Source organism: Nitrospirota bacterium (genome assembly GCA_040757595.1).
GTDB lineage: Bacteria > Nitrospirota > Nitrospiria > Nitrospirales > Nitrospiraceae > JBFLWP01.
Genome location: JBFLWP010000009.1, coordinates 121,800 through 147,357, shown reverse-complemented (window position 1 = coordinate 147,357; position 25,558 = coordinate 121,800). Strand labels below are relative to the sequence as shown.

28 protein-coding genes are annotated in these 25,558 nt (G+C 67.1%); 18 read left to right on the top strand and 10 right to left on the bottom strand.

Going from position 1 to position 25,558, the window contains the following annotated elements:
• The first annotated feature begins 231 nt into the window (after positions 1-231).
• Positions 232-1,515 carry a glutamate-1-semialdehyde 2,1-aminomutase gene (hemL, locus tag AB1411_10285; GenBank protein ID MEW6543984.1) on the top strand — a complete coding sequence of 428 codons (1,284 nt, stop codon included), beginning with the start codon at positions 232-234 and terminating at the stop codon, positions 1,513-1,515.
• Between the two features lie 183 nt (positions 1,516-1,698).
• On the opposite strand, the gene AB1411_10280 is transcribed toward hemL, so the two are convergent.
• Entirely contained in the window at positions 1,699-1,926 is a 228-nt protein-coding gene (locus AB1411_10280) for a hypothetical protein (GenBank protein MEW6543983.1), read from the bottom strand.
• Positions 1,927-2,561: 635 nt separating this feature from the next.
• On the opposite strand from AB1411_10280, the gene AB1411_10275 reads away from it, so the two are divergent.
• From AB1411_10275 to AB1411_10245, 7 genes are all read left to right on the top strand, one after another.
• Positions 2,562-3,200, top strand: a complete 639-nt coding sequence (locus tag AB1411_10275; GenBank protein MEW6543982.1) for a thermonuclease family protein — start codon at positions 2,562-2,564, stop codon at positions 3,198-3,200.
• A 275-nt stretch (positions 3,201-3,475) separates the two neighbouring features.
• Complete coding sequence (locus AB1411_10270) at positions 3,476-3,706, top strand: DUF4160 domain-containing protein (GenBank protein MEW6543981.1); 231 nt, start codon at positions 3,476-3,478, stop codon at positions 3,704-3,706.
• 11 nt (positions 3,707-3,717) lie between these two features.
• Positions 3,718-4,017: a DUF2442 domain-containing protein gene (locus AB1411_10265; GenBank protein ID MEW6543980.1), complete on the top strand. Its 300-nt coding sequence runs from the start codon at positions 3,718-3,720 to the stop codon at positions 4,015-4,017.
• 354 nt (positions 4,018-4,371) lie between these two features.
• Complete coding sequence (locus AB1411_10260) at positions 4,372-5,316, top strand: AAA family ATPase (protein MEW6543979.1); 945 nt, start codon at positions 4,372-4,374, stop codon at positions 5,314-5,316.
• Entirely contained in the window at positions 5,313-5,492 is a 180-nt protein-coding gene (locus AB1411_10255; protein ID MEW6543978.1) for a hypothetical protein, read from the top strand. The genes AB1411_10260 and AB1411_10255 overlap by 4 nt, the downstream gene beginning before the upstream one ends.
• Positions 5,493-5,731: 239 nt before the next feature.
• Positions 5,732-6,571, top strand: a complete 840-nt coding sequence (locus AB1411_10250) for a hypothetical protein (GenBank protein ID MEW6543977.1) — start codon at positions 5,732-5,734, stop codon at positions 6,569-6,571.
• 17 nt (positions 6,572-6,588) lie between these two features.
• Positions 6,589-6,876, top strand: a complete 288-nt coding sequence (locus AB1411_10245) for a hypothetical protein (protein MEW6543976.1) — start codon at positions 6,589-6,591, stop codon at positions 6,874-6,876.
• A 206-nt stretch (positions 6,877-7,082) separates the two neighbouring features.
• On the opposite strand, the gene AB1411_10240 is transcribed toward AB1411_10245, so the two are convergent.
• The 3 genes from AB1411_10240 to AB1411_10230 are packed head-to-tail and all read right to left on the bottom strand — an operon-like array spanning position 7,083 to position 9,201.
• A complete protein-coding gene (locus tag AB1411_10240; protein ID MEW6543975.1) occupies positions 7,083-7,484 on the bottom strand; it encodes a YbgC/FadM family acyl-CoA thioesterase in 402 nt (133 codons plus the stop codon).
• A 50-nt stretch (positions 7,485-7,534) separates the two neighbouring features.
• Positions 7,535-7,945: a four helix bundle protein gene (locus AB1411_10235; protein ID MEW6543974.1), complete on the bottom strand. Its 411-nt coding sequence runs from the start codon at positions 7,943-7,945 to the stop codon at positions 7,535-7,537.
• Between the two features lie 20 nt (positions 7,946-7,965).
• The gene (locus AB1411_10230) at positions 7,966-9,201 is read right to left on the bottom strand and encodes a TIGR02710 family CRISPR-associated CARF protein (protein MEW6543973.1); all 1,236 of its coding nucleotides are present in this window, start codon (positions 9,199-9,201) and stop codon (positions 7,966-7,968) included.
• A 155-nt stretch (positions 9,202-9,356) separates the two neighbouring features.
• Here AB1411_10230 and AB1411_10225 point away from each other — a divergent pair, with 155 nt between their 5' ends.
• The 9 genes from AB1411_10225 (at position 9,357) to AB1411_10185 (ending at position 20,557) form a co-directional block, all read left to right on the top strand.
• Positions 9,357-9,893: a diguanylate cyclase gene (locus AB1411_10225; GenBank protein ID MEW6543972.1), complete on the top strand. Its 537-nt coding sequence runs from the start codon at positions 9,357-9,359 to the stop codon at positions 9,891-9,893.
• 53 nt (positions 9,894-9,946) lie between these two features.
• Complete coding sequence (locus tag AB1411_10220; GenBank protein MEW6543971.1) at positions 9,947-10,516, top strand: D-sedoheptulose 7-phosphate isomerase; 570 nt, start codon at positions 9,947-9,949, stop codon at positions 10,514-10,516.
• Positions 10,509-11,504, top strand: a complete 996-nt coding sequence (locus AB1411_10215; protein ID MEW6543970.1) for a hypothetical protein — start codon at positions 10,509-10,511, stop codon at positions 11,502-11,504. Before AB1411_10220 ends, AB1411_10215 begins: the two co-directional genes overlap by 8 nt.
• On the top strand, positions 11,501-12,115 hold the full coding sequence (locus AB1411_10210; protein MEW6543969.1) for a SprT-like domain-containing protein: 615 nt from the start codon (positions 11,501-11,503) through the stop codon (positions 12,113-12,115). The genes AB1411_10215 and AB1411_10210 overlap by 4 nt, the downstream gene beginning before the upstream one ends.
• Before the next feature lie 168 nt (positions 12,116-12,283).
• Positions 12,284-14,482: a PAS domain-containing protein gene (locus AB1411_10205; protein ID MEW6543968.1), complete on the top strand. Its 2,199-nt coding sequence runs from the start codon at positions 12,284-12,286 to the stop codon at positions 14,480-14,482.
• Positions 14,483-14,622: 140 nt separating this feature from the next.
• Positions 14,623-15,105, top strand: coding sequence for a D-glycero-beta-D-manno-heptose 1-phosphate adenylyltransferase (rfaE2, locus tag AB1411_10200; protein MEW6543967.1), 483 nt, complete (start codon positions 14,623-14,625; stop codon positions 15,103-15,105).
• 34 nt (positions 15,106-15,139) lie between these two features.
• Positions 15,140-18,595, top strand: coding sequence for a transcription-repair coupling factor (mfd, locus tag AB1411_10195; protein ID MEW6543966.1), 3,456 nt, complete (start codon positions 15,140-15,142; stop codon positions 18,593-18,595).
• Positions 18,596-18,610: 15 nt separating this feature from the next.
• On the top strand, positions 18,611-19,528 hold the full coding sequence (locus AB1411_10190; GenBank protein MEW6543965.1) for a peptidylprolyl isomerase: 918 nt from the start codon (positions 18,611-18,613) through the stop codon (positions 19,526-19,528).
• Between the two features lie 51 nt (positions 19,529-19,579).
• Positions 19,580-20,557, top strand: a complete 978-nt coding sequence (locus AB1411_10185; GenBank protein MEW6543964.1) for a peptidylprolyl isomerase — start codon at positions 19,580-19,582, stop codon at positions 20,555-20,557.
• Positions 20,558-20,606: 49 nt separating this feature from the next.
• Here the strand turns inward: AB1411_10185 and yihA are convergent, their stop codons facing one another.
• On the bottom strand, positions 20,607-21,245 hold the full coding sequence (yihA, locus tag AB1411_10180; GenBank protein ID MEW6543963.1) for a ribosome biogenesis GTP-binding protein YihA/YsxC: 639 nt from the start codon (positions 21,243-21,245) through the stop codon (positions 20,607-20,609).
• 70 nt (positions 21,246-21,315) lie between these two features.
• Here yihA and mtgA point away from each other — a divergent pair, with 70 nt between their 5' ends.
• On the top strand, positions 21,316-22,044 hold the full coding sequence (mtgA, locus tag AB1411_10175; protein MEW6543962.1) for a monofunctional biosynthetic peptidoglycan transglycosylase: 729 nt from the start codon (positions 21,316-21,318) through the stop codon (positions 22,042-22,044).
• Here the strand turns inward: mtgA and AB1411_10170 are convergent.
• The 5 genes from AB1411_10170 to AB1411_10150 form a co-directional block, all read right to left on the bottom strand.
• Positions 22,041-22,490, bottom strand: coding sequence for a VOC family protein (locus tag AB1411_10170; GenBank protein ID MEW6543961.1), 450 nt, complete (start codon positions 22,488-22,490; stop codon positions 22,041-22,043). The genes mtgA and AB1411_10170 overlap by 4 nt on opposite strands.
• Before the next feature lie 104 nt (positions 22,491-22,594).
• The gene (locus tag AB1411_10165) at positions 22,595-23,521 is read right to left on the bottom strand and encodes an isoaspartyl peptidase/L-asparaginase family protein (GenBank protein MEW6543960.1); all 927 of its coding nucleotides are present in this window, start codon (positions 23,519-23,521) and stop codon (positions 22,595-22,597) included.
• Between the two features lie 104 nt (positions 23,522-23,625).
• On the bottom strand, positions 23,626-24,192 hold the full coding sequence (locus AB1411_10160; GenBank protein MEW6543959.1) for a hypothetical protein: 567 nt from the start codon (positions 24,190-24,192) through the stop codon (positions 23,626-23,628).
• Positions 24,193-24,369: 177 nt separating this feature from the next.
• Positions 24,370-24,849: a D-aminoacyl-tRNA deacylase gene (gene dtd / locus AB1411_10155; GenBank protein MEW6543958.1), complete on the bottom strand. Its 480-nt coding sequence runs from the start codon at positions 24,847-24,849 to the stop codon at positions 24,370-24,372.
• A gap of 94 nt (positions 24,850-24,943) precedes the next feature.
• Complete coding sequence (locus AB1411_10150) at positions 24,944-25,507, bottom strand: methylated-DNA--[protein]-cysteine S-methyltransferase (GenBank protein MEW6543957.1); 564 nt, start codon at positions 25,505-25,507, stop codon at positions 24,944-24,946.
• Between the last annotated feature and the right edge of the window lie 51 nt (positions 25,508-25,558).

Sequence of the window (25,558 nt, the reverse complement as noted above, 5' to 3'; positions counted from 1 at the left end):
AGGGCCGTGGCGATCTGCTCTTCCGAAAACTTGCTCTTTTTCATGATGCGCCCTCCTGAGTTGGAGGGCTGCAAGCTTAGCCGATTTTCCCAGTTTTGGCTGGCCTAGTTTTCTGGGAGGGGGTCAAGAGTGCTTGTTGGCCTCACCAGATGGTGTGTTCGTTTCCCACAGCTTGACCCTCCCGACGACCGCGTGATAGGGTGCGCCGCCTTCTGCCACTTGCGATCAGCGATGAAGACGACCCGCTCACAGCAGCTCTTCGCCGAAGCCCAGCGATACATCCCCGGCGGGGTGAACAGCCCCGTGCGCGCCTTCCGCTCCGTGGGCGGGCAGCCCCTGTTCATCAAGAAGGCCAAGGGCGCGCGGCTCTACGACGTGGACGGGAACAGCTTCATTGACTACGTGCTCTCCTGGGGCCCGATGATCCTCGGCCACGCGCCGGCGCCGGTCGTCAAGGCGATCGCCCGCGCGGCGGCGAACGGGACGAGCTATGGCGCGCCGACCGAATTGGAAGTCCGCCTCGCCAAGATGATCGCCGCGGCCGTCCCCTCTATGGAGGAGGTCAGGCTGGTCAGCTCGGGGACAGAGGCGGTGATGAGCGCGATCCGGCTGGCCCGCGCCTTCACGAAGCGCAACAAGATCCTCAAGTTCGAGGGCTGCTACCACGGGCACAGCGACTACCTGCTCGCCAAGGCCGGCTCGGGCCTCGCGACGCTCGGCATCCCGGACAGCCCCGGCGTGCCGGCGGACTTCGCGAAACACACCCTGACCGCCCCCTACAACGATCTCAAGACCGTGCAGCAACTCATCCAGGCTCACCACCGGGAGTTGGCCTGCGTGATCCTGGAGCCGGTGGCGGGCAACATGGGCGTGGTGCCGCCGGGGGACGACTTCCTCCACGGCCTGCGGGAGCTGACGCGGGCGCACGGCATCCTGCTGATCTTCGACGAAGTGATCACCGGCTTCCGCGTCCACTACGGGGGCGCGCAGACCCTCTACGGAATCTCGCCGGACCTCACCTGCCTGGGCAAGATCATCGGCGGCGGGCTGCCGGTGGGCGCGTACGGAGGCAAGCGGGAGATCATGCGGATGATCGCGCCGGCCGGACCGGTCTACCAGGCCGGCACCCTGTCGGGCAATCCCCTGGCGGTGACCGCGGGAATCGAGACGCTCACGCAGCTCAAGAAGCCGGGCCTCTACCGGAAGCTGGAGGCGCGGGCGGCGGAATTGTCGGAAGGGCTGGGCGAGGCGGCGAAGAAGGCCGGGGTGCCCGTCACGCAGACCCGCGTGGGGTCCATGCTCTGCACGTTCTTTACGAAGGGACCGGTGGTGGACTATGCCTCGGCGAGGCAGTCCGACACGCAGGCCTACGCGAAGTTCTTCCGCCGGATGCTGGAGCAGGGCGTCTACCTGGCGCCGTCCCAGTTCGAAGCGGCCTTCCTCTCGACGGTCCACTCGGCCGCCGACATCGCGCACACGATCGCGGGCGCGAGAGCCGCGTTCAAGAGCTTATAGCGTATAGCTGATGGCGTATGGCCAGAGACAGAAGACGGTCAGACACCAGACTTCGCAGAATAGCCATAGGCTCTCAGCCCCTTGGCTTCGGCAATAAGCCATTCGCCATAAGCTATAGGCTCCTCGGTCGCGGCTGTACCGAGTGAGATACAGACTGAATCGGTTTCGATTCACCCGCGCGGCCTACTCGTCCTCATCCTCCGATTCCAGCGCCTCTTGCCGCTTCTGCTCCTCCATCGCGTTGTGGAGCAGCATGCGGATGAACATCGAGTAGAGCGAGCCCTTTTCCAGCGTGCCGCCTGGGGGGACCGCGATCTTGCCCTCTTTGATCATGCGGTCCAGCCACACCTTCTGGTCCGGCGCAATGAGGACCGGGATCTCGACCAGCCCCACCTTGCCAAACATATCCATGGTTTATGCCTCCATTTTTGCGACGGGGTCATGTCACCCATCACCCATGACGCATCACCGGGATTTGAGCACGCGCTTTTCGGCTTTGTCAACCTGCTGTGGACAGGGCGAAGAGCCTGGCACGTTTCATGCGATGTCCCCAGGTCAAATACAGTCTTGACATTGTTCCAGGACGGGCGCATTTTACGAACCGGGAGTCGACTCCCCAACTCGATACCGGAGGGAGGTGATTCCGCTCAGCCATGACGCCACCGGACAAGGGTGGCCCGCCCCTGTGAGTCTCCCCGAAGGTTGCGCGTCCGCGAGTGCAGATCAGGACCGAAGGCACGCATCGCCCGCTCGGTGCCAGTAGGCACGGTCGGCAAAGCCGGCCACAACCGCGACGATGCGGGACAACCAGCTCAGCGTGGGGTCCGGTCCGATCTCATCCAAGCTCGCCGCCGCGTTCCCTTCCACACAGGGGCGGGCTTCTTTTTTGTCTCGAACCCATCCCCAGCCATCCCTTCCTGACCCTTCTGTTACCCGCGCCCATCCACGCTTCCGCCGCGTCCTTCCCTCTCCACACGTGGGAGAGGGAAGGGTGAGGGGCGTGCACGGCTCTTGCACTGTCCCTCGGCAGAGGGAGGTGATCGTCCATGCGTCGTTCCCTTCTATGGATCGCGATCGTCTGTTGTCTCCTCGTCATCCTGTTGACCGTGCCGGTCGCCGCCGACGGCAAGTCCCGCGCGGCCGGCAAGCGCGACAAGGCACCGCCGGCCACCCAAGCCGGTCCCGCCAAGTCTCCATGCGTCTGTACGGCTTTCTCGGCGGTGAAAATCCGGCCGGCTCCGGCGGCGCCCCGCCGCCTCACCGGCTCCCGCAAACAGCGCAAGACCGTGCACGTGCCGAGCTGGGTCAGATCGTCCAGCCGCCCTCACGAAAACCGTGGCGCGGCCTTCCTCCGCCAGGCCCTGCTCGCCCGCTATCCCTGGCTGGCGCGGGAGCTCCAGCCCCGCCTCCTGGACGGCTGGCACCTCCGCCTGATTGACGGCGACACCTTCGCCTATGGGGCGGAGCGGATTCGTCTCCGTGGCATAGACACGCCGGAGGTCTCCGAGTCCGGCGGGTTCGAGGCCTCCCAGCGACTGGATTTGCTGCTCCGGGAGGGACCGGTCCGGATCGTCCCGCAGGCCCTGGACAAGTACGGGCGGACCGTCGCCGACGTGTACGTCAACGACCGGAACGTCGCGGACATCCTCAAGGGCGAGGGCTACGCGAAGCCGGGGAGCCGCTAAGAGCGGATGGCCGCAAAGCCAAGAGCCTATGGCTTATGGCTGGTGGCACGAGCGCAGGAAGAGTGCAGAGCTGATAGCCGACAACGATTCCTTCCGTCAGCCATCTGCTATCTGCTATACGCTCTCCCGCCTTATGAGACGCGCTTGACACAGCTTTCCAATAAGCATGTAATTCTAGCTCAATAGGCTATTACGGCCTTTGCATCAGTTCTCAGCTTTGACGATAAGATTTGGGGCATGCCCGAACTCAGTCGCTTCTTGGGATCATCATTCGCATGTTTGCAGAAGTCGGTGGCCCACACCATGTCCCTCACTTCCACGCATACCATCAGGACGACGTCGGCATCTACAGTCTTGATCCGATTGAGTTGATCGCTGGATCTCTACCCAGGCGCCAACAGCGTCTCGTCGAGGCCTGGGCGGAATTGCACCAAGCGGAACTGCGGAAGGATTGGCAACTGTTGCAGGAAGGCCACAGACCGCTCCCCATTCAACCCCTCACATAAGGGAGGGAAAGATGGCTCATCCCATTTATCGCGTGACCGCCTGTGAAATCGCCGGAGCTTATATCTTACGCCTTTGCTTTGACGATAACACAGAGCGGGTCATTGACTTCCGGCCTGTTCTGGCAGGAGACCTCTATGGACCGTTGCGCGAGATGTCCCTGTTCAACCAAGTCAGGATTGACCCTGAAGTGCATACGCTGGTCTGGCCCAACGGTGCAGACTTTGATCCTGCCACCTTGCACGACTGGCCGCAACACGTTCAAGAATTGACGGCTCGCGCCAGGCAGTGGGAACTGACCACCGCCCGCTAGGGAAAAGGACACCGGAATGTTAGCGGGACGATGATCTATACCCATGTGCTCAATCGAGGTGGAAGCGGTGTGGCGAGCCCGGCTGATCGGCTCTGACCGGTTCCATGTCAGCTCCATAGACTGGGGGCGATGTCTGAATATACCGCCGTCGAATGTCCGGATAGACCGCCGGGCTCCGCCGTCTATCCCGACCGGTGGTGCCTTGACAAAGGCCCACAAGGGACTGACATTGCGGATATTTCCAGGATGGACGCTTGGGAGCTGGAACGAGATAAACCGCGCGTGTATCGCAGGACCCTAAGCGGTTCACTTATTAGGCGGCATTGGACACTCGGTGAGTAGGCTGGAGGGTGCATGAAACTCAAGACCGTTCGCGTGCGAATGTTCCGGAACATCCTCGACTCCACCGAGGTGGCGATCGAGGACAAGGTGACGTGCCTCGTCGGCAAAAACGAATCCGGTAAGAGCGCCTTCCTGAATGCCCTATGGCGGGTAAAGCCCGCGCGATCGAAGCCCGAGTTCGTGATCCACGACCACTACCCGGCCTGGCCCGAGAAGCGGCACCGCAACGAAGGCGTAAACCAGAAGGAGTTCGAGCCGGTCGAGGTCGGCCTTGAATGGGAGCCTGCCGACGTCAAGGTGATGGAGGAGAAGTTCGGTCCGGGCGTTGTCACCGCCGGAACCAGCCTGCGGCTGTGGAAGAACTACAGCAACGAATTTCGCTGGGAGAGCGGTTGCAAGGAGCAGCAGGCCGTCAGGAATTTCGTCGCCAAGAACCCCGTACCGGCGGCGGAACAGGCCGCCTACGCCGCGCTTGCGGACTTCGAGGCCCTGAAGGCGAAGCTCGCTGCGGATGTGGAGAAGAGCAAGGAAGCCGCCGAAGACCACAAGTTGTTCACAAACGCGCAGTCGGCGCTCAAGACGCTGCTCGGTCGGGAAGATAACTTCAATGACGCCGCGTGGAGCGTGGCCAAGGATCGCCTCCCGGAATTCTTCTACTTTGCCGAATACAGCAAGTTGCCGTACAGCGTGAAGATCCAGGACGTGCTGAAGAACGACAAGCTCAGCGAGTCTGACGCTACGGCGCGCGCGCTGCTAATACTCGGCGGCACCGAGAGGGAGTATATGCTGAACCCGGACTACGAGCGCCGGAAGCGTGAGCTTGAGAACGTCGCTAACGCCCTGACAGACGACGTGAATAGTATTGGTCTCAGAATCCTGAACTCCGCGTGCAGCCGGACATTACGCAGCGCACGGTATCGAACCAGCAGGGCCAGCAGTCAGTGCTTGACGAGATGAAGCTGCGCATCTGGGACAACCGGCACTCGCTGTCGCTGCCGTTCACCGAGCACTCGGCTGGGTTCCAGTGGTTCTTCTCGTTCCTCGCCGCGTTCTCCGAGTACGAGCACCGCGACCCGCCGGTAGTAAAGAGCCCCGCCCTGCCGGGCGGGGCATCCAAAGGCGATTTTTCGTGATCGTCAATGAATCGTTCACGCTGGTCCACGGGTGCGGTCTCCTGCCAGGGCATGGCCAACCTCCTGAAGGTCAGCCATGTTAGCAGTGTCACCCATGTTCCCGGTTTCAACTGTCACCTATGTACCCGGTTTGTACCCTTTCTTGACAGGGTCGTCTAAGTGGCAGATGCTAACTGAGCCGGGGTTGGTGGGGATCGTCGGGCCGCCCGGCCGACCAAGGCTCGAACGGGGAGTGCGTCATGGCTCGGATCGCGGTGCTCTGCGTGCACGGGATGGGCAACCAAGACGCGTCGTTCGCGGACGACATGGTGGAGGAGCTCCGCGACCGCATCAGCGATGAAGGGGTCAATCCCGACCTCTTCGCCTTCGGCTCGGCCTGGTGGGGCAAGGTGATGGAGGGGGCGGAGAACGACCTGTACCGGGACCTGTCGAAGGACAACGACCTCTCGTGGGAGGAGCTCAGAAAGGACATCGTGATCAGCGGCTTCGGGGACGCCCTGGCCTACGTGGGCCCGCCCAACTCGGAGTCGGAGGTGTACGACGAGATCCACGACGAGCTGGCCAAGGCGATCGAGGAGTTGAAGGACGATCTGGAAGACCCGCCGCGGACCCCCCTGATCGTCATGGCCCACTCCCTCGGCTGCGCCATCGTCTCGAACTACGTCTGGGACGCCCAGCGGCATGAACGATATCCGGCGTCGGCGCGCAGCCAGCTCGCCCGGTGCAAGACTCTCCTGGGACTGATCATGTTCGGCTGCAACATCCCGTTGTTCACGCTGGCCTACCGCAAATCCGACATCGAACCGATCTCGCTGCCCGGCGAGCTCGTATACGACTGCTTCCCGGGGCAGTCCAAGGCCAAGGTGGACGCAGCCTGCAAGTGGCTGAACTTCTACGACCCGGACGACGTTCTCGGCTACCCGCTGAAACCCATCAACCGCGCCTACGCCCGCGTGGTGACCGAGGACATCGCGATTGATACCGGCACGATTCTGGGGGCCCACACCGACTATTGGACGGACAACGACTTCACGGAGCCGGTGACCGAGTACTTCGTGCAAGTAGCCGCCTTGGTGTAGCGTGGTGCCTCATGCTGATGACCATCATCTACGCGCTGGCCGGAGCCATCGGCCTCGTCATCGGCCTGGTGTTCCTGCTTGACGCGATCCATAGGGCGCGAGTCCGCCAAGCCCAGCGGACGGGCCTCTACCCGCCGGCCGGCCAGGGCACCGACCAGGACGTGGAGCGCCTGGCGGTCCAGGGCCAGAAGGTCCTGGCCATCAGACTGTACCGGGAGCTTCACGACACGGACCTCAAGACCGCCAAAGAAGCGGTGGACAAGATCGTCAAGCAGTCGCCCTTGAAAGGCCACTACCGTTCGTGAACGAGTTGAGATCTTTCCTGGCCGGCCGCTTCGCCCCTCAGCCTTTTCCATCTTGTAGATAGTCTTCCGGCCGAATGGCGGATGACGAGTGACGAGCTACTTCTTTTTCCTGTCCTTCGGCCCCTCCGCGAACAGGAGCCAGAGCAGGACGAGGAAGCCCACCGCCACGGCGGCGATCGCCAGCCAGGTTCCGAATTTCTCCGGCATCAGGATGCTCCTTTGGGTGGCTCCTGCAGGGCCCGGACGAGGGCCGGGGCCAGCCGCTTGACCTTCCCGTCCATGTCCATCGTCGCGAGGGTCGCCGAGCCCTCCACCACCAGGCGCCCGCTGGTCTTCTCGCGGATCACGTGCGTGAACGTGAGCGAGGCCTTCCCGATCTCGCCGATCGTCGTCTCGATCGCCAGCGTCTCGCCGTAGCGGGCCGGGGCGCGGTACTCCGCCTGCGCCCGGACGACGACGAACTGGGTCCCTTCCTTCAGCAGCCCGGCCACCGAGAACCCCCGCTCCTCCAAATAGTGCGTGCGCGCCCGCTCGAAATACCTCAGGTAGTTGGCGTAGTACACCACCCCGCCGCAGTCGGTGTCTTCGTAGTAGATGCGGATGTCCATGCGATCAACAGCGTATAGCCTATGGCGTATGGCTTATGGCAAGAGTCAGATCATGAACAATGTGCTGCGGAACGCATTGATGCGCTTCGCCAATCGCTGCCCCGCTCGTAGAGGACCGCGTGCTCTTCTGTCGAGATGTACGCCCGTTCCAGAGCAAGGAACGAGGCTGCAACCGCCTCGAAAGTCGAACCGACCGCGATTTCAAGGTGGTGATCAAACGCCTTCTCAGAGCTCTTCGCTGATCCTTCTGCTATGTTCAGGCTGATTGAGTTCACGGCGCGATTCATCTGGGATCGCAATCCATAATCTTCATGCCGTGGAAACTTTGCCGTGGCGGAATAGACTTTCGTCGCATACTCCTTCGCCAACTTCCAGATCTCCAACCCTTCAAAGCGACAAGACACGTGATTTCCCGTCAGAAAGTCCTGCAAACCGGCATCATCCCCATTGGCTCCTGCCATCAGCTATAGGCCATATGCTCTTACAGGTTTAGCGTCGGGAACCTCGGGAGCGCCGCCTCATTCACGCCGGTCAGCTTGATCACCACGTCGTACAACTGCGAAAACCGCTCCGCTTTGATCGGCTCGAACCCGTGGCCCAGCACGGCCTGGCTGGCCGCGTCCAGCAGGGGCTTCATCTTGGGCCACTGGGCGAGATAGGCCTGGCCCATCTGGTCCCCCAGCCCGGCCAGGGTGCGAAACTGCGCCTGGAGCGGGAGCTTGTACTTCCCGTCCACGTCGTCCAGGAAGCAGGTGCGGCAGGATTCCTGGAGCGCGGCCGGCAATTGCTCGGGGCGCACGTCCCAGGTCTTGACCTTGTACTGTTTGAACAGCCGGTGCTGGGCCAGGGCCTCCAGCGCGCGCAGGAGCGCGACGACGGCCGCTTCGAGATGATGGTCCGCGTCCGCCCGCCGGCGCGCATGGGCGAGGAGGTCGTAGGCCAGGGCCTCTTTCACCTCCAGCGGGTCCAGCACGAGCCTTTCGAGAAAGCCGGCGTTCTGCTTGATTGGGGGCAGCACGGCCTTGAGGCCGGGCGGGCCGCCCCAGACGGACGCCATCTCCAGGGCCTTGAGCGACGTCTTGAGCTTGTCCCAGGCCGGCCGATACTGGAACCGTTCCCAGAGACCGTAACCTTCGGCCAGATCGGCCAGCGCCCGGTACAGAGGCTTCTGTCCCCCGCTGACCCGGACCTCGAGCTGGCGGAAGAGCGCCGCGGCGGCGGAAAAGTCTCCCCGGTTGAACCGCTCGCTGGCCTCGCGCCGCGAGAGGGCCGCCGCTTCGTCCCAGGGGTTCCCCTGAATCCAGGCCCGCTCCCTGCCTTCCACCTCGACCGCCTCGCCCTCGCCCCCGCCCGGCTGGGCCAGCGTCACCGTGCGCGAGGTGAACGGAACCGCCGCCAAGGCCAGCGCGGCGGCCATGGCGGGCGTCGCGCCGGTCAGGTCCAGGACCAGCTCGCCCGGCTGCACCTCCCAGGTCCGCAGGAGCTCGGGCAGCACCCGCGCGAGCGTCCGGTGGCAGGTCAGAAACCGGGCGGAGTCCGGCGTGACGACCCAGTCCCACTTGCGCGGCATCTGGGCGATGTGGGGCTGGACGGAGGTCTCGACCAGCGGCTTGGCCGATTCGGGGAGGAAGAAGCAGAGCAGCTCCGGCTTGAGGCGATTGACGGAGTACACCGCGGCCGGCGCGTCGTCGGTCATCGCGAGCAGCAGGGCTTTCACGGGAGCTTCCGCAGCCATCGCGGGCGGACTATAGCACCGGGGTCCCCACCAATCAACCGGACCGGAGACGCGGTTTCGTCGCGTCTTCGCTCGTTAGCAATCGGGCTCAAGCCAGCCGCCGAAACAGCCGATTGGAACACCGGAGGGAGCGCACGATGACCGAGGGCGTCCTGGACCCCCTGACCGGCGCGTGGAGCCGGTTCGGGCTGGTATTTTTCGCCGAGCACTATCTCAAGCTCCTGCGCCGGGTGAAGCGGGAGGCGATCCTGTTCGTCGTCGGGGTGGACGGCCTGCCGGCGGACGGCGGGTGGGAGCCGGTTCACGAAGCCAGCCTCCGGGAGACGGCCCGGCTCCTCCGGTGCACGTTCCGGACCTCCGACGTGGTGGCGCGCATCGAGCCGGACGTGTTCGCCGTCCTGCTGCTGGAGACCTCCGAGCTGGCGGCCGACGCCCTGCTTCTCCGGCTGGAGGACCGGCTCGGCGAGTGGCAGGCGGGGCACGCGGACTCTCCTCCGCTGACGCTCAGCCTGGTGGCCGATCGGGTGCGACCCGATCAGGAGATGGCCTTCCAGGACGCGCTCGCGCGGACCGTGGCCGCGCTCCGGACCAGGCGGGCCGCCAAGAAGGACCGGCACGGATCCTCGCCGCCGACGCGCGGCTGGTCGGCGGACGCCTTTCTCCCCACCGGCTAACCGGCTGCATCCCGCGGTTTGACAGACCGTCCGGGCTCGCCTAGAATCGCCGCATGAACGAGCGGGTGATTCAGGCCTTCGAGGAGAGCGCTGAGGTCAAGCGGCGCTTCGTCCGCGAGCACGCGGACCGGATCGAGCGGCTCGCGCGCCTCATCGCGCAGGCCTTCCGGGAGGGGCGCAAGGTGCTCCTCTTCGGGAACGGCGGGAGCGCCACCGACGCCTCCCACATCGCCGCGGAGTTCGTCGGCCGCTACCACAAGGACCGCGCGCCGCTCCCCGCCCTGGCCCTGACCGCCGACCCGGCGGCGCTGACCTGCATCGCCAACGACTACGACTACACGGAAACCTTCGCCCGCCAGGTGAGGGCCCACGGGCAGAAGGGCGACATCGCGATCGCGATCAGCACGAGCGGCAACTCCCCGAACGTGCTCAAGGGCGTGGAGGCCGCGCGCGAGCGCGGGCTCGTGACGGCGGGCTGGACCGGCGGCGCCGGCGGCAAGCTGGCCGGGATGGTGGAGCATCCGTTCGTCGTGCCTTCCACCGTGACCGCCCGCATCCAGGAATGTCACCTCACGCTCGGCCACGTACTCTGCGAGCTGATCGAGGAAGGGCTCTTTGCGTAACCCCCGCCGCGCCCCGCGCCGGGCCCGACCGTCCGGCCCCGTCCGCCCGATCGACGTCTCCCGGCTGAAGACCTATCCGCTGGCGCGCCGGCACAGCAAGGTCAAGCTGTCCGACTTCTCCGTGCCCTGGCGGCGCGGCGGCTCGCTCGACTGGTTCCTCCGGACGCTCCCCGACATCCTGGCCGTCAAGACCCTGCGCGCCGTCGTGCAGGCGATCGTGCGGGCGCGCCGCCGCGGCCGGCCGGTCATCGTCGGCCTGGGCGCGCACGTCACGAAGGTCGGCCTCAATCCGATCCTGGTGGACCTGATGGAGCGCGGCATCGTGACCGCGGTCGCGATGAACGGGGCCGTGATCATCCACGACTTCGAGCTGGCGCTCATGGGCCACACCTCGGAGGAGGTGGACGCGGAAATCGACTCCGGCCGTTTCGGGATGGCGGAGGAGACCGGGCGGATGCTGAACGAGGCGATCGTGCGGGGCAGCAAGGAGGGGCTGGGGCTCGGGGAGGCGGTCGGCTACTACATCAACCAGCACAAGCGGCAGTTCCCGAACCGGCGGACCAGCATCCTGGCCACCGGCGCGCGGCTGAACCTTCCCGTGACCGTCCACGTGGCCCTGGGCACCGACATCATCCACATGCACCCCTCGGCGGACGGGGCTGCGATCGGGGCCTGCTCGCTCCTGGACTTCCGCAAGCTGGCTGCGGTCGTGGCGGGGATGGAGGGCGGCGTGTACCTCAATTGGGGGTCGGCGGTGATCCTGCCGGAGGTCTTCCTCAAGACCGTCACGCTGGGCCGGAACCTCGGGCACCCGCTGACCGACATCACGACCGTCAACATGGACTTCCTGACCCACTACCGCCCGATGACGAACGTGGTCCGGCGCCCCACCCAGAAGGGGGGGCGCGGCTACTCCCTCACCGGCCACCACGAGATCATGATTCCGTTGCTGGCCGCCGCAGTGGTCGAAGCCTTGGCGAGGCGATGACGCCCCCCGGCCCGCCGGACCTCGTTCGGGCCTGCCCCGCCGATCGGCTGCGCGCCTTCTGGGCGGACTTGAACGCCCGCTACTTCCGCAACGTCCTTCCCCCGATCGAGATCGGATGGAGCGACCGGCTGACCGCCTCGGCCGGGATGTTCTCCAGCCGCAGCGGGCCGCGCTGCCCCGATCCGGCCGGCCGGCGCTGCATCCGCCTGTCGGTGCCGCTCCTGCACGACCAGCCGGAGGCCGAGCTGCTCGGCACGCTGGCGCACGAGATGATCCACCAGTGGCAGTTCGACGTGTTGAAGCGGCGGCCGAACCACGGCCCGGACTTCCTCCGCAAGATGGCCGAGATGAACCGCGACGGGCTCGGCATCACGGTCCGTCACTCGTTGGACGAGGCGGTGGCCAAGCTGGCCGCTTACGCCTGGCGCTGCCTCGCCTGCGGACAGGTCTATCGGCGGCAGCGGCGGACGATCCGGCCGAGCCGCCACCGCTGCGGCGCGTGCCTCGGAACGCTTGCGGAAGTACGCCCCGCGCAAGCCAGGCGCCTTCGGGCGACGGGGAAGGGCTCGGGGCTGGCTCTCCAGCTCGATCTCCCGCTGGCGTTCGCATAAAAAGGCCTCCGCAGCCGTTCATCCCCGTCCCGTTGCCCCCCTCCCTGCGAAAATCATCGTAGAGCAACGTTGCTTTCTCCCGTCAGGAGGCTATATGATACCCTCCTCTCCACCGTTGATTACGCTCCTCACGTAGGAGGAGAGGAGCCCCGCTGGCTCCGTCCGAATATGCTCGTGACGAGACTCCGCCCTTTCATCACCCCCGCCGCCGTCCTCCTGACCGTCGGGCTTTTCATCCTGGACGTGGCGACGCCGTTCGGCGTGGCCGTCCTCACCCTGTACCTGATCCCGCTCATGCTGACGCTCCGGCCCCCCGACCGGCGCGTCGCGTTCCTGCTGGCCTCGGCCTACTCCGCTCTCATCGTGCTCGGCGCCCTCTTCGCCCATCCCGGCGTGCCCGACCGGACCGCCGGCCTCATGCGCATGATGGTGGTGGGCGTGATCTGGGCGGCCACGTTCCTGATCCTGCGGCTGAAGACGGCGGAAGAAACCCTTTTCCAGCAGAAGAAGGAGCAGCAGGTGATCTTCGACTCCGTCCCGGCCATGATCTGGTACAAGGACCGGCACAACCGCATCCTGCGCGCCAACAAGACGGCGGCGGACTCCATCGGGCGGCGGGTGACGGAGGTGGAAGGCCGGTCCGTCTACGACCTCTACCCGGAGGAGGCGGCCACGTACCACCAGGGCGACCTCGAAGTGATCGCCTCCGGCCAGCCCAAGCTCGGCATCGTCGAGCCCTACCGGACGGGTTCCGGCGAGAAGCGCTGGATCCGCACGGACAAGCTCCCCTACCGTGACGAAAAAGGCACCGTCGCCGGGGTGATCGTGTTCGCCCAGGACATCACCGACTCGGAGCAACTGGCCGCGCTGGAAGCGTCCATGGACGGCATGGCTGTGACCGACGCCAACGAAATCTTCACCTACGCCAACCTCGCGCAGGCCCGGCTGCATGGGTGCGAGCAGGCTCAGCAGCTCGTCGGCCGGTCCTGGCGGAGCCTCTACGACGAGCGGGAACTCGCGCGCTTCGAACGCGAGGTGCTGCCCCGTCTCTCAGCGGAAGGGCAGTGGCGGGGCGAGGCGGTCGGCCGGAGGCGGGACGGCGGGACGTTCCCGCAGGAGCTGTCGCTGACCAGGCTGGAGCACGGCGGCGTGATCTGGGTGGTCCGCGACATCACCGAGCGCAAGCGCGCCGAAGAGGCGCTCCGCCGGAGCGAGGAGCAGGCCCGGCAGTCCCAGAAGCTGGAGGCGGTGGGACGCCTGGCCGGCGGCATCGCGCACGAATTCAACAACCTGCTGACCGTCGTGACCGGGTACTGCCAGCTCCTCCTGTCGGACTTGAACCCGGACGATCCGGCCCGGAGGAAGGTCGAGCAGATCAACAAGGCCGGGCACAGGGCCGCGCTTCTCACGAATCAACTGCTGGCCTTCAGCCGCAAACAGGTGCTCCAGCCCGTCGAGCTGGACCTGAACGCGGTGGTCCTGAACCTGCAGACCCTGCTCCGCCCGCTGATCGGCGAGCACATCGAGCTCGTCACGGCCCTCGCCCCGGCGGCGGGACGGATCCGCGCCGACCGGGGCCAGATCGAGCAGGCGCTCGTGAACCTCGTCCTCAACGCGCGGGACGCCATGCCCCAGGGCGGCAAGCTGACGATCTCGACGGCCATCCTCGAAAGGGACGAGCGCCTGGCCCGGAAACTGGGCCTCGCCCGGGCCCAAGCCTTCGTCCGGCTCGAGGTGCGCGACACCGGCGTCGGCATGGACGCCTCGACGCTGGAACACTGCTTCGAGCCTTTCTTCACGACCAAGGGGCGGGGGAAGGGCACGGGGCTCGGCCTGGCCACGGTCTACGGCATCATCGAGCAGAGCGGCGGGATCATCGAGATGGCGAGCGAGCCGGGGCGGGGGACCAGCGTCAGCATTTTCCTCCCGCAGGTGGCGGCTCCCGTCGCGCCCGCGCTGGCCCCGCAGGATCAGGCCGCCGATCCGGCGACCGGGTGGGAAACGATCCTGGTCGCGGAAGACGACGACGCGGTGCGCGAGGTGGTGCGGGGCATGCTGGAGGCGCTGGGATACAAGATTCTGGAGGCGAGCCGGGGGCAGGAAGCCCTCAGCATCTGCCAGGAGCATCGGGGCCCCATCCACCTCCTGCTGACCGACGTCATCATGCCGGGCATGAACGGCCAGGAGCTGGCCGAGAACATGGCGGCGCTGAGGCCGGAGACCCGCGTCCTCTTCATGTCGGGCTACACGGACGACGTGGCGCTGCGCCCCGGCTCGCTCGAGGCCGGCGTCGCGTTCATCCGGAAGCCGGCCACCCGCGAGGAGCTGGCGCGCAAGATCCGGGACGTGCTGAACGGCAAGCCGTAAGGGCCGCCCCACCCACTCCTCATCATCCGTCTGCCCTCACGCCTGCCCACAGTTCCCCGTTGAGCGAGCGGAAGCGCGCCATTCGTGCCCCGCCGGGCTCGGACTATGATTTTACCAGGCTCTTTCGTTAAGATGTCGCCATGACCGACAAAATCAAGACCCGCGCCGAGCTGAGCCGGCTCCTGGCCGCCCGCCGGGCCAATGGGGCGCGCATCGTGTTCACGAACGGCTGCTTCGACCTGCTGCACGTCGGACACACCCGATACCTGCAGGAGGCCAGGGCGCTGGGCGACCTGCTGGTCGTGGGCGTGAACGGGGACGCCTCGGTCCGCGCGTTGAGCAAGGGCGTCGAGCGCCCCATCGTGCCGGAGGCCCAGCGCGCCGAGGTGCTGGCGGCGCTGGCCTGCGTGGACTACGTCGTACTGTTCGACGAACCCGACCCGGGCCGGCTCATCGCCGAGCTCCAGCCCGACCTGCTCGTGAAGGGCGGCGACTGGGCCCCGGACCAGATCATCGGCCGGGACACCGTCGAGGCCCGCGGCGGGCTCGTCAAGACGATCCCGCTGGTGCCCGGAGTGTCCACCACGGCTCTCGTCCAGAAGATCAGAGCCTCGCAATCCTGACGCGTCACCCGTGACCCATCCGCTCCATCCGCCGATGTGGGATCAGATCCTCAGGCCCGTTCTGGAAACGCTCGAACGCGACGCCGGCAAAGCCTGTCTGACCGGGCTGCACGGCTCGACGGCGGCCTTCGCCGTGACGCTCCTGACCAGATCGGCCCAGACCGCGGGGCTCAAGGACCGGCCCTGGCTGGTCGTGGCCACCTCCGACGAGGCAGCCGAACGGGTCTACGACGACCTGCGGTTCTTTTCTTCGTTGCTGGGGCTCGATCAGGAGACGCTGGCCCTCTTCCCCGAATGGGAGACCCTGCCCTACGAGCCGACGCCGCCGCACGTGGACCTCGTGTCGCGACGGATGCGGGCCCTCCACCGACTGATCCAGGGCGCTCCCACGGTGCTCGTCACCTCCGTGCCCGCGCTCGTCCAGCGTCTGCTCCCGCGGTCCGTGTTCACGGAGGCCTGCCTCCCGCTCACGCCCGGCGGGACGATCGAGCGGGAGGCGCTGGCCGCCCGCCTCCTCCGGCTGGGGTACCGGCGCGGCTCGGTGGTGGAGATTCCCGGCGAGTTCAGCGTCCGGGGCGGCATCGTGGACATCTACTCGACGGCTTACGCCGAACCGCTCCGGGTGGAGTTCCTGGGCGACACGGTGGAGTCGGTGCGGCTCTTCGACCCCGCCACGCAAAAGTCCACCGGCAAGCTGGCCCGGGCCTGGGTCCTGCCGGCACGGGAGCTGATCGCGCCCGAGGCCGGACCGGGTGACGGCGGCCCCCTCCCGCCAGACGCCGAGTGGCGCGGGCCGGAGGTTTATCCGTCCATGGACCTGCTCCTCGATTATTTTCCGAGCCGGCCGATCGTTGCGCTGGACCAGCCTCAGGCGCTGAGCAAGAAGGCGCAGGAGTTCCGCGAGGAGGCGGCGGAGGCCTATGCCCGCCACGGGGCCCCCTACCCGGCGCCGGATCGGTTTTACCTCGACTGGGACTCCGTGCTGGACCGCATGGCCGCCTCCCCCCGTCTGGCCTTGGAGCCGCTGGCTCCGCCGGACGGTTCCTGGACCCCCGTCGTGCCCTTTCCGTCCCAGTCGCCGGGCAGCGTCGGCCTGGCACAGCGCGGCACACCCTTCTCGCAGACCCTGGTCCTGCTGGATCGGCTGCGGGAAGGCAGCCGCATCCTGCTCGTCGCGCGCAGCCGCGGGCAGGTGGATCGGTTGCTGGCGCTGTTCGCGGAGCACGACCTGCCCGCGACCCGCTGGAAGCCCCAGGACTGGACGGGCGGGCCGGCCCGCGAGCAGAAACGGCCCTTCCTGCTGGTTCAGGGAGACCTCTCCGCCGGATTCGTCTCGCCCGAGGGACGGCTGGCGATCGTCACCGAGGAAGAGCTCTTCGCCAAGGGGATGCGGCACCGGCCGCCCGCGAAGAGCAAGGCCGCGACCTTCCTCTCCTCGCTCGAGGATCTGAACCCCGGCGACTTCGTGGTCCACGTCCAGCACGGGATCGGGCGGTACGAGGGGTTGCGGCGCCTGGACGTCCAAGGGTTCCAGAGCGACTACCTGATCCTGGAGTACGCGGGCGGCGACAAGCTCTACGTCCCCCTCGACCGGCTGAACCAGGTGCAACGGTACCGCGGCGCGGACGGGAACCAGCCCCGGATGGACCGGCTCGGCGGCACGAGCTGGGCCCGCACGACGGCGCGGGTCAAGCAGAGCATCCTGGAGATGGCGCAGGAGCTGGTCCAGCTCTACGCGAACCGCGAGGTCGTCCAGCGCCCGGAGTACCTGGGCGACAGCACGCTCGCCCACGAGTTCGAGGCGGCCTTCGAGTACGAGGAGACCGCGGACCAGCGCCGGGCCATCGAGGACATCCGGCGCGACATGGAGTCCGCCAAGCCCATGGACCGCCTGGTGTGCGGCGACGTGGGCTACGGCAAGACCGAGGTGGCCATGCGGGCGGCCTTCATGGCCGTGGAGAACAACCGCCAGGTGGCCGTGCTCGTCCCCACGACGCTCCTCGCCCAGCAGCACTACGACAACTTCTCCGCCCGGTTCGCCCCCTTTCCGGTCAAGGTGGCGACGCTCTCGCGCTTCCAGTCGCCCAAGGAGTCCCGGGCCGTCCTCCGCGAGCTGGCCGCCGGAACGATCGACGTCGTGATCGGCACCCACCGCCTGCTCCAGAAGGACGTGCAGTTCCGGAATCTGGGGCTGGTCGTCGTCGACGAGGAGCAGTGGTTCGGCGTCCGGCACAAGGAGCGGCTCAAGCAGCTCCGGACGCAGGTGGACGTCCTGACCCTCACGGCCACGCCGATCCCGCGCACGCTCCAGATGGCCATGTCGGGGGTCCGCGACCTCTCGGTGATCGAGACCCCGCCGCCCGGCCGGCTGGCCATCCGCACCCAGGTGCTCCGGTTCAACGAGACCGTCATCCGCGAGGCCGTCGTGCGCGAGCTGGGCCGGGGCGGGCAGGTCTTCTTCGTGCACAACCGCGTCCAGACCATGGAGCGGACGGCAACCTGGCTCCAGCAACTGGTGCCGGAGGCGCGGGTCGTGATGGCGCACGGGCAGATGGACGAGCGGCTGCTGGAGTCGGTGATGCTCAAGTTCGTCCAACGGGAGGCCGACGTGCTCGTGGCCTCCGCCATCATCCAGTCCGGCCTGGACGTGCCCACCGCCAACACGATCCTGGTCAACCGGGCGGACGCCTTCGGGCTCGCGCAGCTCTACCAACTGCGCGGCCGGGTGGGCCGGGCCGGCCACCAGGCCTACGCCTACTTCTTCGTGCCGGACGAGGGCGCGCTGAGCGGCGACGCGCAGAAGCGGCTCGTCGCGATCCAGGAGTTCACCGAGCTCGGCGCCGGCTTCCGGATCGCCGCGGCCGACCTGGAGATCCGCGGGGCCGGGAACCTGCTCGGCCGGCAACAGTCCGGCCACATTGCCGCGGTGGGCCTGGACTTCTACCTGCAGATGGTCGAGCAGGCGGTGCAGGAGCTCAAAGGCCGGGTCGTGGAGGTGGAGCCGGATCCCGCCCTGCACCTGCCCGTCTCCGCGTTCATTCCCGAGGAGTACGTGGGCGACGCCCACCAGCGGCTCTCCCTCTACAAGCGGCTCTCCTCCGCCCTCCAAGTCGGGGACCTGGCCCTGCTGCACGGGGAGATCCAGGACCGGTACGGGCCCCTGCCCGACCCGGTCGAGCGGCTGTTCGAGGTCATGCAGATCCGGCTGCTGGCCAAGTCGCTCCGGCTGGCCTCCGTCGAAGTGAAGTCCGGCGGGACGGGCGGAACCATGGCCGTCTCCTTCGCCCCCCAGGCGCCGGTTCCGGAGGCCGGAATCCGCCGGCTGATGGACCGGTACCAGCGGCGGCTGCGGCTCCTGTCGCCCCGCTCGTTCGAGCTCCAGAGCCGGGACGGGGACTGGCTGGCGCTGTTCCCCGAGCTGAGCGCCGCCTTGCAAACCCTGACCGTGTGTGATACCAAGAACACCGTAGTGTCGCCGTCCATCGCGTGATTCGGAGAGGAGACCGTGGGTAAAAGGCGGGGGCTGCGAGCCGGCGGATGGTGCCGCCTGACCGCGGGAGCGGTCTGCCTGACGGTGGCCCTGGGCGGGGGGCTCGCCGGCTGCCGTCCCGAGCCGGAGGACTCGTCGGTCCTGGTCATCGTCAACGGGAAGCCCATTACGCAAAGCGAGTTCGACTTCCGCTGGTCGGAGCTGCCTCCGTCCGCGCAGGCCCGATACCAGAACCACGGGGGCAAGCGGAAATTCCTGGACGACCTGATCGCGCAGGAGCTGCTCCTGCAGGAAGCCCGCAAGCTCGGGCTGGACCAGGCTCCTGCCGCCCGCGAGCGGCTCGAACGGTTCAAGGAGCAACTGGCGCTCGAGGAGCTGATCAAGCAGACGGTCCGGGCCAGGGTGGACCTGTCCCCTGAGGATCTGGAGGCCTACTATGCGAGCCATTCGGGCGAGCTGCTGGAAGCCGAGCAGATCCGCGCGGCCCACATCCTGGTGTCCAGCGAGGCCCAAGCCGGGGACTTGAAGCGGCAACTGGACCAGGGGGCGGACTTCGCCAAGCTGGCCCAGCGCCACTCGATCGACTCTGCCACGAAGCCGCGGGGCGGCGACCTCGGCCTGTACCACCGGGGCGCGTTGGCGCCACGGCTCGAAGCCGTCCTCCTGGTGCTGAAACCGGGGATGGTCAGCGAGCCGGTGGAGACCGAGGCGGGATTCCATCTCGTCAAAGTGATCAGCCGGGAAACCTCTGATTCGGTCGCCACCCGGGCCGCGCGCGAACGGCTGAAACAAGAACTCTACGTGGAGAAGCAGCGCCAGCGCTTCGAGGAATATCTGTCGAAGCTCAGGGCGTCGGCGACCATCCGGATGGCGGATGCCTCCAGGCTCGTGACGGAAGACACCGGCCGTCCTCCCGCCACTCCGACTCCGTAAGGCCCTCGCCGAAACGGACGCAGCGGTCCTGCGCCCCGGCGTGATCGTTCCATGTTCCGTTCACACGCTGTCCACCGCCGTCGCCGTTCCGGGACCCTGCGCCGCTTGTGGGCCGTCGGCTTGCTCTTCCTGCCCTCGCTCGTTTCCGCCCTCCCGCCGGCCCAGGCCGCCCACCTCACGGATCGCATCGTGGCCGTCGTGAACACCGAGGTCATCACGCTCTCGGAGCTTAAGGCGGAAACCCAGGAAACGGAGAAGAAGCTCCGCGCGAAATTCCGAGGGACCGAGTTGGAACGGCGCCTGCGGCAGGCGGAGTTCGCGGCGCTCACGCGCATGATCGAGCAGAGGCTCCAGGTGCAGTTCGCCAGGGCCAAAGGGGTGGACGTCACGGACGAGGAAATCAAGGGCACCATCAAAGACTTGAAGCGTCAAGGGGAGAAGTTCAACGAGTCCGACGAAGCGGCCATGCGGGCCCTGCGCGAGCAGTTGATGTTGATGAAGGTCGTGGATCGTGAAATACGCGGCGGCATCATGATTTCCGACACCGAGTTACGGCGGTACTACATTCAGCACCAGAGCCGTTTCCTGCTCCCCGAGGAGTACCGGATCAGCCAGATCCTGATCCTCCAGCGGTCCCCCGACGAACGGGCCCAGGCGCGGGCGCGCGCCGCCGAGATCCACGAGGAGTTGAAGCGGGGGGCCGACTTCGCCGACCTGGCCCTCCGCCGGTCAGACGGCCCGGAGGCCACCAGGGGCGGCAGCCTCGGCCTCGTCCGGCAGGGCGAGCTCCTCCCACAGATCGAGCGGGCCCTGGCGACCCTGCAGGGAGGGGAATTCAGCGAGCCGATCGAGACGCCCCAGGGCTTCCACATCATCCGCCTGGAGGAGAAGACCCCGCCGCAGTTCCGCCCCTTCGCCGAGGTCAAGACCGAGATCCACGGGCTCGTCTACAGCCAGAAGAGCGAGGACATGTACCAGGTCTGGTTGGCCGACCTCAAGAACAGGGCGTACATCGAAGTGAAATTCTAAAAGACGGCAGCGAGGCGCGCGGGGGCCAACGACGCCCGGCTTGATTGCCCTACCGCTCGCCCCTCGCCTCGAGCCTCTCGCCGGACGATGCAACCAGCATCGTCCGGATCGCCGCCCAGAGTTCCTCCCGGCCCTCATGCGTGATCGAGGAGTAGGGAATCGGTCCGAGCCGGGCCGCCGCGCCGAAGATCTCGCGCATCGCCGCCAGGCTGGTGGACCGCTGGGTGCGGGAGAGCTTGTCCACCTTGGTCGCCACCAGCACCGGCGTCCCCGCTGTCCCCAGGAGCCACTGGAACGTGTCCCGGTCCTGCGGTTCGATCCGCCGCGCGTCCACGAGCTGGAAGACGCCGCGCAATTGCGGCCGGTCGGCGAGATACCGCTCGATGAGCGGGCCCCAGGAGATGCGGACCGACTTGGGAGCCTTCGCATAGCCGTAGCCGGGCAGGTCCACCAGATAGAACCGCCGGACCTGCGGATCGTCCGTGGTCACGAGGAAGAAATTGACCGCCCGGGTTTTGCCGGGCGTGCGGCTGACCTTCGCAAGCCCCCGACGGTGGAGGAGGGAATTGAGCAGCGAGGACTTCCCCACGTTCGAGCGGCCCACCAGCGCCACCTCGCGCAGGGGCTCCCGGGGGAACTGCTCCGGCTTCAGGCAACTGCGCACGAATTCGGCGGTGAGGATCTTCATGCTTTCACGCAGACGCTTCCCCCTCTTGCCTCGCGCCTCGCGCCTTCTTCATACTCATCGCGCCATCTCCATGTCAAACCCGCGACTGACACCGGCCCGCCTCGCCCGCGGCCTGATCCTGCTGCTGTGGGTGGGCCTGGCCGGGCTGGCCCTTTACTGGTCGGCGACGTTCCCGGACGTGGCCCAGCTCGCGAAGAGCAACCCCCGCACGACGGCGCTGATCCAGGCCCGGACGGCGGCCACGGCCCGGCCGCCCCGGTGGACCTGGGTTCCGCTCCCGCGCATCTCCCCGTACCTGCGGCAGGCGGTCGTCCTGGCCGAGGACGATTCGTTCTACGAGCACGGAGGCTTCGACTGGAAGGGGATCAGGGAGGCGGCCGCGCGCAACGTGGAGGCCGGCAAGCTCCAGCGGGGCGGCAGCACGATCACGCAGCAGCTCGCCAAGAACCTGTACCTGTCCCCGGAGAAGACCCTGCTCCGGAAAGTCCGCGAGGCGCTGCTCACCTGGTCGCTGGAGCAGCACCTCGGCAAGCAACGGATCCTGGAGCTCTACCTGAACGTGGTGGAGTGGGGCGACGGGGTCTACGGGGCCGAGGCGGCGGCGCGCCACCACTTCGGCAAGGCCGCCCAGGACCTGTCCCGCGAGGAAGCCGCCCTGCTGGCGGCCATTCTCCCCTCCCCCCGGCGCTACGACCCGATCCGCCTCACGCCCTATCTCGCCGAGCGCCAGCGGCAAATCCTGGCCCGGATGGAGAAAGCTCCCCAACTGAGCAGACGGCGCGATCCACCGGCACGCTAGCGCCGCTCCGGGGCTCCAGTTCGATCCCCCACCCGCGCATCCTCCCGCTCGCCGAAGATGGCGGACTCGTGCGTGTAGTGCTTGAACTCCAGCAGGTTGTGGAAGGGGTCTTCGAGGAAGAACGTGTCGTGCTCCAGCCTGGTGCCGGGGAACCGGAGGCGGGGCTGTTGGTAGAAGCGCAGGCCCTTGGCCTTGGCCCGGTCCACCAGGGCCTGCCAGTCTTCCTTCGAGGTGAACACGAGGCCGAAGTGGCGGGGGTAGATCCCCCTCTGCGGCTCCGGCGGCTGGTCCGTGAGCTGGGCCACGATCTGGTTGCCGCGCAGGTCGAGGATCAGGGAGAAGGGCGCTTCACGTCCCATCGCGCACCCCAGCCCGTCCACGTAGAACCGCTTGGCCTCCTGGAGGTCGCTCACCGGAAAAGCGAGGTGGAACAGCACGCGGCCCATAATCCCTCACAATGCTGAACGATCAATGCTGAGCGATGAACTGAAGACCAGCTCACTTTACCTTCCTCTGCTCATCTCTGCAACGGTCGCTCGGCGTTCCGCGTTCATCGTTCAAACTTGTCTTTGATGACCGGTTTGCCGCGGCCGGTCCACCAGCCGGCCGCCATGCGCGGCGACGTATGGCGGATGGCGAACCGGCCGTCTCTCGCCAGAACCAGTGCGCCGGCCTCTCCTCGGAGGCGCGCCGCCAACCGGGCGAGGACGGACCGGGCGGCTGCGCCGGGGGCGGCCCCGGCCGCGAGCCGGTCCGCGATCTCCTTGGCCACGGCCAGACGGATGATGCCCTCCCCCACCCCGGTCATGGAGACGGCGCCGGCCAGGTCGTCCGCATAGACCCCGCAGCCGATCAGGGGCGTATCCCCGACCCGGCCGGGCAGCATCACCGCGATGCCGCCGGTCGAGGCGCCGGCTGCCAGGCTGCCCGTCCGGTCCAGGGCGACGGCGCCCACCGTCTCCAGCCCGACCCGCCGACGCCGCGCCATGGCCCGATACAGCCGGAGCATCGCTGGGACCTCCCCACGGGGCTGCTTCGTGGGGGCGCGAGGGCCGGGGAACGAGGCGAGAGGTTCCAGCTCGAAGTATCGGGCGAACCGGGTCGCCTGCGGACCGGCCAGCAGGACGTGTGCGGTCTTCTCCATCACGAGGCGGGCGGCGGTGATCGGATGGCGAATCCCTTCGAGGCCGGCCACCGCTCCGGCCTGCAGGTCCCGCCCCTCCATGATCGAGGCGTCCATCCGGCGAATCCCGTCCAACTGGGCGCGGGAGCCGACGCCGGCGTTGAAGGCACCGGACGCTTCCATCGCCCGGATGGCCGCTTCCACGGCCGCAATCGCCGGCCCGCCGCCGCGCAGCAGGTCATAGCCGGCCTCCAGCGCCTCGGCCAGGCAGGCCCGCTGGCGCTCCGTCATGGCCCGAGCACCGGCGCCGGCGTGGACGAGGAGGACCGGCTGGCGACGGCGAGCCCGCATCATTTGCGTCGGCTCGCCGCGTGACTCGTCGCTCGTCGCCCGTATTTCGTGATGGATTTCACGAGATACGCTTCACGCTTCACGAGAAACGCGCATGAACGAGCGGGCTAATTGAGAAGGATATCCTTGGCTTTGCGGTAGGTCGCGTGCTGCATCCGGTCGAGGTCGTTACGGACGAAGCCGAGCCCGGTCACGCACAGCTCGAAGTTCTCGGAGAGCTTCCGAAACAGGGGCGAGTCGTCGCGCCAGTCTCCGTCGTCGAGGCGCGCCACGATCCCGTAGGACCGCTTGCCGGTCTTCACGTAATCCACGAGGAAGTCCTTGTGGTAGATGAGCCCGGCGCTCTTCAGCCGCTTCAGATATTCGGGGAAGAGGCCCGCCATGAAGAGGGTGAAGTCGCCGATGTGCCGATGCACGTCCCGCTCCTGCTCGAGCGAGCGGGCTTCCAGCAGGACTTCCGATTCGAAGAGCAGGTCCGCCACCGTGTCCACCCGTTCCCCCCGCCGATTGCGGACGCGGTAGAGCTGGTCGCTGTGGGTGAATTCGACGAGGAGGTTGGACACGTACTCGGCCACGTTCAGGTCGGGCCAGCCCAGCGTCTCGGTGAAGCTCTTTTGGGTCAAGGCCCCGAACAGGCGGCGCAACGGGTGGTGCTCAGGTATCCGACTCTCCATGTCTCCTCCTGACGCTCCCCTTCAGCCGTCAATCTTCAGTATGCCAGCCCTCCCACCGGATGACAATGCCGAGAGATCTCGTATGGAGCGGGGAGTAGCATCGGCGCCGGCATCCTGTCAAGCAGAACGGCCCGCGCGGCTTCCCCATGGTCCTTATCGGCTCCCCCTGGACGGAGCTTAACCATCAGGGACAGGGGCCGGCCCCCGCGGCCTTTTCTCCTGACTGTCCAGGATGAACGTGACCGGCCCGTCGTTCTCCAGCGAGACCTTCATGTGCGCGCCGAACAGGCCGGTCTCCACGCGGACGCCGCGGGCTTTGAGCCGGTCCACCACCAGCTCGTAGAGCCGGCGCGCCTCCCCCGGGGGGGCCGCCCGGTCGAATCCCGGCCGGCGGCCCTTTTCCGTGTCCCCCAGCAGCGTGAACTGGGAGACGAGCAACAGGGCTCCGCCCACCTCCCCGAGCGCCAGGTTCATCTTCCCCTCTCGATCCCCGAAGATGCGCAGGGTCGCCAGTTTTTCAACCAGGTACTCGGCGTCCCCCTCCCCGTCTCCCTTCGCCACGCCCAGGAGCACGAGGAGGCCGGCCCCGATCCGCCCGACGACCCGCCCCTCCGCCTCCACCGACGCGCGCGTGACGCGCTGAATCACCGCCCTCATACCAGCAATGGTCAGGGGGGTCAGTGGACAGTGGTCGGTGAAGAGACAAGCGTCTCTTATGGATGACCTGACACCGTCCCCTGACCACCCACCACTATCCACTCCTCCCCGTTCTGGGCAGCGTGCCCTCCAGAGCTAGCAGGCGGCGCTTGATCGGCAGGCCGCCGGAGAAGCCGCCGAGTGATCCGTCCGCTGCGATCACCCGGTGACAGGGGACGATCAGCGGAACGGGATTGGCCCCCAGAGCCAGCCCGACCGCCCGCGCATAGCGTGCCCCGCCCACGCGGGTCGCCACCCATTTGTACGAGCGGACCTGTCCGTAAGGGACGGCCCGGATCGTCCGCCACACCCGCGTCTGGAACGGAGTCCCGCCCGTGAAGTCCACCGGGAAGGCCAACGTCTGTCGGCGGCCGGCCAGGAAGCTGACCATCTGGGCCCTGGCCCGGCGCAACCGGGACTCGGTCACTCGTGAGACGTGAGACGTCAGACGTGAGGGGTTCTCACTCGCCCCCTTGCGCCTCGCCTCCAACCGGCTCAGCACCGTCAGCGCGGCGCACTTCGTGGGGTGGGGGAGGACGATCGCCGCGATCCCACGCGGCGAGGCGGCCAGCCCCATCCAGCCCCAGGCGGTCTTGAAGACCGCCCAGGCTCGTGGCATGGGGCGCGAGGCAAGTGGGAGATCCGCGCGGAAGCCTCCCGTTGCTGATGC